Source organism: Shimia aestuarii, from assembly GCF_900114635.1.
Lineage (GTDB): Bacteria > Pseudomonadota > Alphaproteobacteria > Rhodobacterales > Rhodobacteraceae > Shimia > Shimia aestuarii.
This window is the reverse complement of sequence record NZ_FOTQ01000023.1, coordinates 1-10,434: the sequence shown is the minus strand read 5'-3', so window position 1 is coordinate 10,434 and position 10,434 is coordinate 1. Positions and strand designations below refer to the sequence as shown.

The following is a 10,434-nucleotide window of genomic DNA, read 5'->3' as shown; positions in this document are numbered from 1 at the left end:
CCTCACAGTTTGTCGGTGAGTTCTGGTACGGCTGCGAAGAGGTCTGCGACGAGGCCGAAGTCTGCGACCTGGAAGATCGGGGCTTCTTCGTCCTTGTTGATCGCGACGATGATCTTCGAATCCTTCATGCCCGCGAGGTGCTGGATGGCGCCCGAGATGCCCACGGCGATGTAGAGCTCGGGGGCGACGACCTTGCCGGTCTGACCCACCTGCCAGTCGTTCGGAGCGTAGCCCGAATCCACGGCAGCGCGCGACGCGCCAACGGCGGCGCCCAGCTTGTCGGCCAGTTTCTCGATCAGGGCAAAGTCCTCTTCCGAACCCACGCCACGGCCACCCGACACGACAACGCCGGCCGAGGTCAGTTCGGGGCGGTCGCTTTCGGCAACCTTGTCTTCGACCCATTCCGACAGACCCGGATTTGCGGCCGCACCAACGGTTTCGACCGAAGCGGATCCGCCTTCACCGGCCGCGTCAAAGGTCGAGGTCCGGAAGGTGATGACCTTCTTGGCGTCGTTCGACTTGACCGTCTGCATCGCGTTGCCGGCATAGATCGGGCGCACGAAGGTGTTGGCGTCGACCACGTCGGTGGCTTCCGAGATCACCATCACGTCCAACAACGCGGCCACGCGGGGCATCACGTTCTTGGCGTCGGTGGTGGCGGGGGCCACGATGTGCTCGTAATCGCCGGCCAGCGACACGATCAGCGCGGCGGTGGATTCCGCGAGGCGATGACCCAGCGAGGCGTCTTCGGCGACCAGAACCTTGGCCACGCCGTCGATCTTGGCAGCGGCTTCGCCCGCCGCTGCGGCAGAGGCGCCCGCGGCCAGAACGGTCACGTCACCCAGCGCCTTGGACGCGGTGACAGCCTTGGCGGTGGCGTCCAGCGCCAGTTCGCCATTGTTGACTTCTGCGAGAAGAAGAACAGCCATTACACAGCCCCCGCTTCTTTGAGTTTTGCAACCAGTTCGTCGACCGAACCCACCACGATCCCGGCGGCACGCTCGGCCGGTTCCTCGGTTTTCACGATTTCAAGACGCGGGGAGACGTCGACGCCGTAATCGGCAGCGGTTTTCTCATCCAGCGGCTTTTTCTTGGCCTTCATGATGTTCGGCAGCGACGCATAGCGCGGCTCGTTCAGGCGCAGGTCGACGGTGATGATGGTCGGGGTCGACACCTTGATGGTCTGCAGACCGCCATCCACTTCGCGGGTCACGACGGCGGTGTCGCCGTCGATGTCCACGTCCGAGGCAAAGGTCGCTTGCGACCAGCCCAAGAGCGCCGACAGCATCTGGCCGGTGGCGTTCATGTCGTTGTCGATCGCCTGCTTGCCGCAGAGCACCAGACCGGGGGCCTCTTCCTCGACGATCTTGGCAAGGATCTTGGCAACCGCCAGCGGCTCAACATCGGTGTGCACGTCATCCGCAGCAACCACCAGGATCGCACGGTCCGCGCCCATCGCCAGCGCCGTGCGCAGCGTTTCCTGGGCCTGCTTGACGCCGATCGACACGGCCACAACTTCTTCGGCCTTGCCGGCCTCTTTCAGGCGGATCGCCTCTTCAACGGCAATCTCGTCGAACGGGTTCATCGACATCTTCACGTTGGCGAGATCAACTCCGCTCCCGTCCGCCTTAACACGAACCTTCACGTTGTAGTCAATCACGCGCTTCACAGGCACAAGTACCTTCATCGGCGGTAGACTCCTATCAGATTTTTGAGCCGCGGGGCGACTCTTCGGAATGCGCTCGAGCCGTTGATATAGGCTCGGACGACGTCGAAACAGAGCAAAATCGTCACGTTTGCGCCCAGCGACGTCGCGTTTTCAGATTTCACGTCACGTTATTTGCAACAATGTTTCAAAGGGCAAGAAAGTTTACCTCGCGACAAATTGCGTCAAGTGTCCCCCTTGCCCGGTCAGCGATTCGCGCCGGGTACCCACAGGACGTCGTCCTTGCCACTATTGTTGGCGACACGCGCCGCGACGAAGAACCAATCGCTCAGCCGGTTGAGATAGGTGATGACATGCGGGTTCACCTCTTCCGACTGCGACAGTTCCACGGCAAGGCGTTCGGCGCGGCGGGCCACGGTGCGGCAGAGGTGGAGATGCGCCGCGAGCGCCGAGCCACCGGGCAGGATGAAGCTGCGCAGCGGATCCAGCGCGCCGTTCATGGCGTCGATTTCGGATTCGAGCCGATCCACCTGTGACGCGATCATGCGCAGCGGCGGGTATTCGGCATCGGCATCCTTGGCGATGTCGGGGCGGCAGAGATCGGCGCCCAGGTCGAACAGGTCGTTCTGGATGGCGGCCAGTTGCGCGTCCATGTCGCCCGAGGCATGCAGGCGGGCCATACCGAGCGTCGCGTTCAACTCGTCGGACGTGCCATAGGCAGTCACGCGGGCATCGTATTTGGCAACGCGGTCGCCATTGCCGAGCGCGGTTGTGCCCTTGTCGCCGGTGCGGGTGTAGATCTTGTTCAGAACAACCATTGCCTTAGCCTCTGCTGCGCAGCCATGCGAACAGGATGATGAGCACCACGGCCAGAAACTGGGCCAGGATGCGTAGCTGCATGAGCTTGTTGGAATACTTGCGGTTGAATTCGCCGCCCTTGGCAAAGCCAGCGATGCCGATCATGAGAATGACCAATACGGCCAGCGAGGCGGCAGCCACTACCCAGAACAAGGGGTCATTTGCCATGATTCTGCTCCTGAAAACTGCAGTTGTCGTTGGTGTAGACGGATCAGGCGCAAAACTGAACCGCCGAATTTGATACGCAGGATCACCCTTTGGCGATCACCCAGTCGAGCAAAGATGTGGGCAAAAGGCGACGCAGGAGGTTCATGACGTGGGCGGGGGTGGTCACGCGGTAGCGTGCGCGGGGGCGGCGCGTGGTCAGCGCGGTGAGGAGTTTGTCGCTCACTGCGGTGGCGGGAAGTTCGAACGGGTCGGGGCCGCGGTCGGTGTCGGCAAAGCGTTTGACGAGCGTGGTGCGGTAGTGGTCTGCGAAGGCGGAGTTTTCCCAGTCGATCCAGTGAAAGAACTGGGCCGCATTGTTGCGGCGCAGGGCCGAGGTGATGGGGCCAGGTTCGATCAGGATGGCGTGGATGTTGGTGCCGCGCAGTTCGATGCGCAGGCTGTCGGTCCAGCCTTCGAGCGCATATTTCGTGGCAACATAGGCGCCGCGATAACGCATCGACACGTAGCCCAGCACCGAGGAGCAATTGATGATGCGTCCGTGCCCCTGCGCGCGCATGATGGGCAGGATGCGGCGGGTCAGGTCGTGCCAGCCCAGAAGGTTGCTTTCGAAGAGATCGCGCAAGCCTTCGGTGGGGATATCCTCGACCGCGCCTGGCAAGCCGCGCGCGCCGTTGTTGAACAGGGCGTCCAGTGTGCCGTTTGTGGCCGCAAGGACTTCGGCCAGACCGGTTTCGATGGTTGCCGTGTCGCAATAATCAATCAGCGGGCTTTCAAACCCGTCGGCGATCAGGCGGTCACAGTCCGATTGCTTGCGGCAGGCGGCAAAGACGCGCCAGCCTTCGGCGCGCATCCGGTGGGCTGCGTCAAGACCGATGCCCGAAGAACAGCCGGTGATGAGGATGGTTTTCCGTGGCATTGCCGCCCTTTCCCGTCGCTGCCGGACACGGGGCGCAGACTAGGGCAAGGGGACGCGGGATCAAGTCAAACCTGACGGACAGGTCCGGATCAGTCGGCGGCGGTGGCGGTTTGGGCCGGGGGGGAGAGAAGGCGTGACGACGTCCAGCCGATGCGCCCGGTATCGACCACCCTGAGTTTGGCCCAGCCATTGCCGGGTTCTCGGAGCACGATGACCTGCTGATCGCGGGTCAGCGTGGCCAGCACGGAATAGGCAGTGCCCGGTCCGCTGCGCATGTTGACGCGGGCGCCACGCACCGAGCGGATGTCCTTGGGCGGTTCGGGCGCCGGTGGCGGCAGGATGGCTTGTGGTAGTGTGGGTTGCGCGGCGGGTTGGGTGAGCACGGACTCGGCGGACAGGGCCGCTGGCGTCACGGCGGGCGTGGGTTGCGGTGCCGTGACCAGTTCGCGCAGGTCGCGCCGGACGGTCGGAACCGGGGTGGGCACTGGTTTGGCGGTGGCGGTCACCGTGACCGGGGCAGGGTGAGAGGTGGTCTTTGCGGTTTCCGGCGCGGCGCGGCGTGTGGGTTCGAATTCAGAGCCGCCGCTGAGTTCATAGAACCCCCAGCCCAGGAAAACAAAGCTCAGCAATACAAACCGCGACACGCAACCTACTCCGAACGAACCAAGAAATTGAAAACGAAATGACTTCGACAGGAATCAACTCTACCACAATAGCAGCTGTAGACTGAGGGGGAAATTTTCGTCTGTTATCCCCATGCATCTGCTTTACGGAGTCTCGGGCAATCGGTATCACCATTTGCATGAACGATATGATCGACGACGAAAACCTGCCGCTTCCGGCCACGACAGAACCGCTCCGCCGCGCGATTGGCGAGCGCTATCTCACCTATGCGCTGAGCACGATCATGCACCGGGCGCTGCCGGATGCGCGGGACGGGTTGAAGCCGGTGCATCGGCGCATCCTTTATGCAATGCGCGAGCTGAAGCTGAACGCGACAGGGGGTTTCAGGAAGTCGGCCAAGATTTCCGGCGACGTGATGGGCAACTATCACCCGCATGGCGATGCCGCGATTTATGACGCGATGGCGCGTCTGGCGCAGGATTTCAACGTGCGTTACCCGCTGGTCGACGGGCAGGGCAATTTCGGAAATATCGACGGCGATAACCCGGCGGCGTCGCGTTACACCGAGGCGCGGATGACGGCGGTGGCCGAGGCTCTGCTTGAGGGGCTGAATGAAAACGCGGTGGATTACCGCGATAATTATGACGGGACGTTGACCGAACCCGTTGTTTTGCCTGCGACTTTTCCGAACCTTCTGGCCAATGGGGCGAGCGGGATCGCGGTGGGGATGGCGACGAATATTCCGCCCCACAACATTGCCGAACTGTGCGACGCCTGTCTGCACATGATCAAGACGCCGGATGTGCGCGACGATACGCTTTTGAATTATGTTCAGGGGCCGGATTTCCCGACCGGTGGCGTGATTGTCGAGCCGCGCGAGAACATCGCGCAGGCCTATCGCACCGGGCGGGGATCGTTCCGGCTGCGCTGTAAATGGGAGCAGGAAGACCTGGGCCGGGGCCAGTGGCAGATCGTAGTCACGGAAATCCCCTACCAGGTGCAGAAATCCAAGCTGATCGAGAAGCTGGCCGAACTGATTCAGACCAAGAAAGTGCCCATCCTTGCGGATGTCCGGGATGAAAGCGCGGACGATATCCGGGTGATCCTTGAGCCGCGCTCCAAGAATGTCGATCCTGAAATCCTCATGGGAATGCTGTTTCGAAACAGTGACCTGGAGGTGCGTTTCAGCCTTAACATGAACGTGCTGATCGACGGTGTCACGCCCAAGGTCTGTTCCATGAAAGAGGTGCTGCGGGCGTTTCTGGATTTCCGCCGCGAGGTGTTGATCCGACGCAGCCAGCACCGGATGGAGAAGATCGACCATCGTCTTGAGGTGCTGGAAGGGTTCATCATCGCCTTCCTGAACCTGGACCGCGTGATCGACATCATCCGCTATGACGACGCCCCGAAACAGGCCCTGATGGCCGAGGATTGGGGGCTGGATCATGTGCGCGCAACGTCTGAGCATGACTATGTGTCGCCGCTTCCTGCAAAGGGCGAGGGCGAGCTGAGCGAGGTTCAGGCGGAAGCGATCCTGAACATGCGACTGCGGTCGTTGCGCCGGTTGGAAGAGCTGGAGCTGATCCGTGAGCGCGACGCGCTGATGGAAGAGCGGGCGGCGCTGGAAGACCTTCTGGAGAGCGAGGGCTTGCAGTGGGACCGGATTTCCGAGCAGCTCAGAGAGACTAAGCTCCAGTTCGGTAAGAATTATGAAGGCGGCGCGCGGCGCACGGTGTTTGCCGAGGCGGGCGAGGTCGAAGAAGTGCCGCTTGAGGCGATGATCGAGCGCGAGCCGATCACCGTAGTCTGTTCAAAGATGGGCTGGGTGCGGGCGATGTCGGGGCATATCGACCTCAATCGCGAGCTGAAGTTCAAGGATGGGGATGGGCCGCGGTTCATCTTCCATGCCGAGACCACGGATCGTTTGCTGGTGTTCGGCACCAATGGGCGGTTCTACACGGTGAGTGCCGCCAACCTGCCCGGCGGGCGGGGCATGGGCGAGCCGCTGCGGTTGATGGTGGACCTGCCCAACGAAGCCGAGATCGTGGATTTCTTCATCCATGCGCCCGAACGCAAGCTGTTGGTTGCCTCGAGCGCGGGCGACGGGTTTGTTGTTGCGGAACAGGATGTTATCGCCCAGACGCGGACCGGGAAACAGGTGCTGAACGTCAAGGATGACGCCAAGGCCGTGATCTGCAAGCCGGTGGTTGGCGATCACGTGGCGATCGTGTCCAAGAATGGCCGTTTCCTTGTGTTCCCGGTGAGCGAGCTGCCCGAGATGGGGCGCGGCAAGGGCGTGCGGCTTCAGAAATACAATATGGCGCGCGGGCGTCAGGGGACGCTGGAGCTGGATGGCGGCCTGAGTGATATCGCGACGTTCAACTGGTCCGAGGGGCTGAGTTGGAGCATGGGCGGGGGCAAGACCCGGCATGAACCGGACCTGACCGAGTGGCTGGGCAAACGGGCCGGGGTGGGCAAGAAGCCGCCCTATGGCTTCCCGCGCGATTTCAAGTTCTCCTGAGCCGCTCGCATGAGATTGGGGCCGGTGCTTTGAAAGAAGCACCGGCCCTTTTTTGTTGTCGAAACGGGTTGCGAGGCGAATCGAATGGTTAACGCCCTTGTTTTTAAGGATTTGGGCGTCGGCTTCACGTCGGTATCGTGTCGGTATTGCGTCGGTATGGATCAAAAGACGCGCGATTGGGGCCGAGTGTTACACAGGCGAACGCAAGGTTTTGTTTAGGGTTTGATCGGGTGGGACCCGCCGTGCGCCTTTGGCGCGCGGCCGGGCTCAACATCTGGCAGCGCCCGCAAGGGCGCGAAGATGGCGGGAGGGCTGCCCGTCGGGCCTAGACCGGCTCGGCGGTGAGCCAGACGCCGTCATTCGGGCGCAGGGTAAGGATCATCACCGGGTCGGGTTGGCGTCCGGGAACGAGGTTGAACCGGAAGCGCGCCAACAGGGTGGCGAGGATGATGACCGCCTCCTGAATGGCAAAAGACGCGCCGATGCAGATGCGCGGGCCATCGCCGAACGGGAGGTAGGCATAGCGCTCGACCGCCTTGCGGTCGGCAAAACGGTCGGGGCGGAAGGCGTTGGGATTGTCCCAGAGCATGTGATTGCGGTGCAGCGCGTAGATCGGGATCATGACCGTGTCGCCGGGGTGGATGTCGCGCGCGCAAAGCATGTCGTGTTTTTGCGCCGTGCGCGAGATGATCCCGGCAGGCGGATAAAGGCGCAGGGCTTCATCGACGATCTGGCGAATGAAGGGCAGGTTGGCGACATCTGCGCCGGTGGCGGTGTCGCCGGTCAGAACCGATTGCACTTCGACGCGGGCACGGTTTTGCACTTCCTGATCGAAAGCGCAGAGGTAGAGCGACCAGGCGAGCGTGAGCGCGGTGGTTTCGTGGCCAGCGACGATGAAGGTCAGAAGGTTGTCGCGTAGTTCGGACGTGTTCATGCTGCGTTTGGTTTCGGGGTCTTCCCCGGCCAGCAGCAGGTCGAGCAGGTCGGGGATGTCACCTGAGCCACGGGCGCGGCGGGCTTCAATGGCCTCGTCGGCGACCTGCTTCATCTGGCCGACCACCTTGCCCGACAAGAGCCGTCCGGGCCGGGGAATCCAGTCGGGAAAGCCCAGCATGTCGAGCAGGGAGATCTTGCCCGCCTCGGCGATATAGGCGTCGATGGCGCGGTGGACGGCGTCGCTGTCAAAGGTGCCTTCGCCGGAAAATGTCACGTCCGAGATCACGTCAAAGGTGGTGCGCACCATTTCGTCAAGGAAATCGACCGCGTGGTCGCCGGCGGCGGCGACACGGGCCGCGCTGCGGTCGGCGGCGGCGCTCATGACGGGCGCAAGGTTCATCACGTTGCGGTGGGAAAACACCGGGGCGGCGGCGCGGCGTTGCCAGCGCCAATGGGCATCCTCGGCAATGAACAGGCTGTCGCCGATGGCCGGGCGCAGGATGTTCTTGGTGGCCCTGGATTTCGGATAATCATCGACTTTTTCCAGCAGCACCTGACGAATCGCACCCGGATCCATGATCATGTGCCAGCGGATCCCGGTGCGCCCCGACACCATTGGCTGACGCACGGCGATCTCGGGCAGGATGGAAAGGAGGTTGGTACGCGCGGCCTTGAGAGAACCCAAAACACCCAGCGGCTGGGTCGCAAGGGGGACATGCACGGGCAGATCGGTCTGGGTCATGGGGGCTCCTCCACGTTGAAAGATAGGCGCGCGATGCGCGTGGGAAAAGGCCGCGATTGCGGTCGCGTTCGGGTTGGGCTATCCGTAGCGGGATTTTTGACCGGGATAAGAGACACATGAAGCGACTAGCCCTGATACTGAGCGCCCTGTTGGCCTTGTCTGCCTGCGCGGTGCCGACCCAGCCCGTCAATGAAGAGCTGCTGGACCTTGGGGATTTCCAGTTGGGGCACAATATCGTGGTGGCGCCCGATATTCAGATGGGACCGCTGTCACGTGAAGCGTCGACCGAGGATTGGATCGCGTCGATGAAGAACGCGGTGGATGCCCGGTTCGGGCGGTATGAAGGCACGCGGCTGGTGCATTTCGGCGTGAATATCGGCGGGTACGTGCTGGCGGCACCCGGCGTACCGCTGGTCGTATCGCCCAAGTCGGTTCTGATCATCACGGTGACCGCGTGGGATGACCGCGCAGGGGGCAAGTTCAACAAGGAGCCGCGCGAGATCATCGTGTTGGAAAGCTTCAGCGGGTCGACATTGGTCGGGACCGGCTACACGATGAGCGCGGAAGAGCAGATGGCGAACCTCACCTACAACGCGGCCAAGGCCATGGAAAAATGGCTCCATGAAAACCGCGCCTGCTTGGTGGACAATGTCCCGCCGGAGGTTCTGGCGAGTTGCTGGAAGAAAACCAAGGACAACAAGGGGCGCGAGGCGCTGGAGCTGCAATAACGCGAAACCCTGCTTGATTTTTGCCGCGCAACCCAATATGTCGCGCGCGGTAGAGGAAAACGGGTCGCGAGGCCCCCTAACTTTTAGAAGGCGCCAACCATGGGCAAGGAAAAGTTTGAACGCAGCAAACCGCACTGCAACATCGGCACCATCGGTCACGTTGACCATGGTAAAACCACTCTGACGGCAGCGATCACGAAGCAATTCGGTGACTTCAAAGCCTATGACGAGATCGACGGCGCGCCGGAAGAAAAAGCCCGCGGCATCACCATCTCGACCGCGCACGTTGAGTATGAAACCGACGCGCGTCACTATGCACACGTCGACTGCCCCGGCCACGCTGACTATGTGAAGAACATGATCACCGGTGCGGCGCAGATGGACGGGGCGATCCTGGTTGTGAACGCCGCTGACGGCCCGATGCCGCAGACCCGCGAGCACATCCTGCTGGGCCGCCAGGTGGGTATCCCCGCCATGGTCGTGTTCCTGAACAAGGTTGACCAGGTTGACGACGAAGAGCTGCTTGAGCTTGTCGAAATGGAAGTCCGCGAACTGCTGAGCGAATACGACTATCCGGGCGACGATATTCCGATCATCGCAGGTTCGGCTCTGGCCGCTCTGGAAGGCCGTGACGACAATATCGGTTCGGAAAAGATCGCCGAGCTGATGGCCGCTGTTGACGCGTACATCCCGCAGCCGCCGCGCGCGGTTGACGAGCCGTTCCTGATGCCGATCGAAGACGTGTTCTCGATTTCGGGTCGCGGTACGGTTGTGACCGGTCGTGTTGAGCGTGGTGTGATCAACGTGGGTGACGAGATCGAGATCGTCGGCATCAAGGACACGCAGAAATCGACCTGTACCGGTGTTGAAATGTTCCGCAAGCTGCTGGACCGCGGTGAAGCGGGCGACAACATCGGCGCGCTGCTGCGTGGTATCGACCGTGAAGCGGTTGAGCGTGGTCAGGTTCTGTGTAAGCCGGGTTCGGTGACGCCGCACACCAAGTTCGAAGCCGAAGCCTATATCCTGACCAAGGATGAAGGTGGCCGTCACACGCCGTTCTTCGCGAACTACCGTCCGCAGTTCTACTTCCGCACCACCGACGTGACCGGGACTGTTCAGCTGCCCGAGGGCACCGAGATGGTGATGCCGGGCGACAACCTGAAGTTCAACGTCGAGCTGATCGCGCCGATCGCGATGGAACAGGGCCTGCGCTTTGCCATCCGCGAAGGCGGCCGCACCGTCGGTTCCGGCGTTGTGTCGAAAATCATCGAGTAA

At 62.0% G+C, this 10,434-nt stretch carries 10 protein-coding genes; 3 read left to right on the top strand and 7 right to left on the bottom strand.

What is annotated here, in order from left to right:
* Positions 1-2: 2 nt before the first annotated feature.
* The 6 genes from BMZ35_RS20450 to BMZ35_RS20425 form a co-directional block, all read right to left on the bottom strand.
* Positions 3-929: an electron transfer flavoprotein subunit alpha/FixB family protein gene (locus BMZ35_RS20450; RefSeq protein WP_093096169.1), complete on the bottom strand. Its 927-nt coding sequence runs from the start codon at positions 927-929 to the stop codon at positions 3-5.
* Positions 929-1,687: an electron transfer flavoprotein subunit beta/FixA family protein gene (locus BMZ35_RS20445; RefSeq protein ID WP_093096174.1), complete on the bottom strand. Its 759-nt coding sequence runs from the start codon at positions 1,685-1,687 to the stop codon at positions 929-931. The genes BMZ35_RS20450 and BMZ35_RS20445 overlap by 1 nt, the downstream gene beginning before the upstream one ends.
* Positions 1,688-1,911: 224 nt before the next feature.
* Positions 1,912-2,484: a cob(I)yrinic acid a,c-diamide adenosyltransferase gene (locus BMZ35_RS20440; RefSeq protein WP_093097253.1), complete on the bottom strand. Its 573-nt coding sequence runs from the start codon at positions 2,482-2,484 to the stop codon at positions 1,912-1,914.
* Positions 2,485-2,488: 4 nt separating this feature from the next.
* Complete coding sequence (locus tag BMZ35_RS20435; RefSeq protein WP_093097250.1) at positions 2,489-2,692, bottom strand: twin transmembrane helix small protein; 204 nt, start codon at positions 2,690-2,692, stop codon at positions 2,489-2,491.
* An 82-nt stretch (positions 2,693-2,774) separates the two neighbouring features.
* Entirely contained in the window at positions 2,775-3,608 is an 834-nt protein-coding gene (locus tag BMZ35_RS20430) for an SDR family NAD(P)-dependent oxidoreductase (RefSeq protein WP_093097248.1), read from the bottom strand.
* Positions 3,609-3,697: 89 nt separating this feature from the next.
* Positions 3,698-4,252 carry an SH3 domain-containing protein gene (locus tag BMZ35_RS20425; RefSeq protein ID WP_093097245.1) on the bottom strand — a complete coding sequence of 185 codons (555 nt, stop codon included), beginning with the start codon at positions 4,250-4,252 and terminating at the stop codon, positions 3,698-3,700.
* A gap of 158 nt (positions 4,253-4,410) precedes the next feature.
* On the opposite strand from BMZ35_RS20425, the gene BMZ35_RS20420 reads away from it, so the two are divergent.
* Positions 4,411-6,753: a DNA topoisomerase IV subunit A gene (locus tag BMZ35_RS20420; protein WP_093097241.1), complete on the top strand. Its 2,343-nt coding sequence runs from the start codon at positions 4,411-4,413 to the stop codon at positions 6,751-6,753.
* 325 nt (positions 6,754-7,078) lie between these two features.
* Here the strand turns inward: BMZ35_RS20420 and BMZ35_RS20415 are convergent, their stop codons facing one another.
* Complete coding sequence (locus BMZ35_RS20415) at positions 7,079-8,431, bottom strand: cytochrome P450 (protein ID WP_093097238.1); 1,353 nt, start codon at positions 8,429-8,431, stop codon at positions 7,079-7,081.
* Between the two features lie 116 nt (positions 8,432-8,547).
* On the opposite strand from BMZ35_RS20415, the gene BMZ35_RS20410 reads away from it, so the two are divergent.
* Both BMZ35_RS20410 and tuf read left to right on the top strand, forming a co-directional pair.
* Positions 8,548-9,159, top strand: a complete 612-nt coding sequence (locus BMZ35_RS20410) for a hypothetical protein (RefSeq protein ID WP_093097236.1) — start codon at positions 8,548-8,550, stop codon at positions 9,157-9,159.
* Positions 9,160-9,258: 99 nt separating this feature from the next.
* Entirely contained in the window at positions 9,259-10,434 is a 1,176-nt protein-coding gene (gene tuf / locus BMZ35_RS20405; protein WP_093094480.1) for an elongation factor Tu, read from the top strand.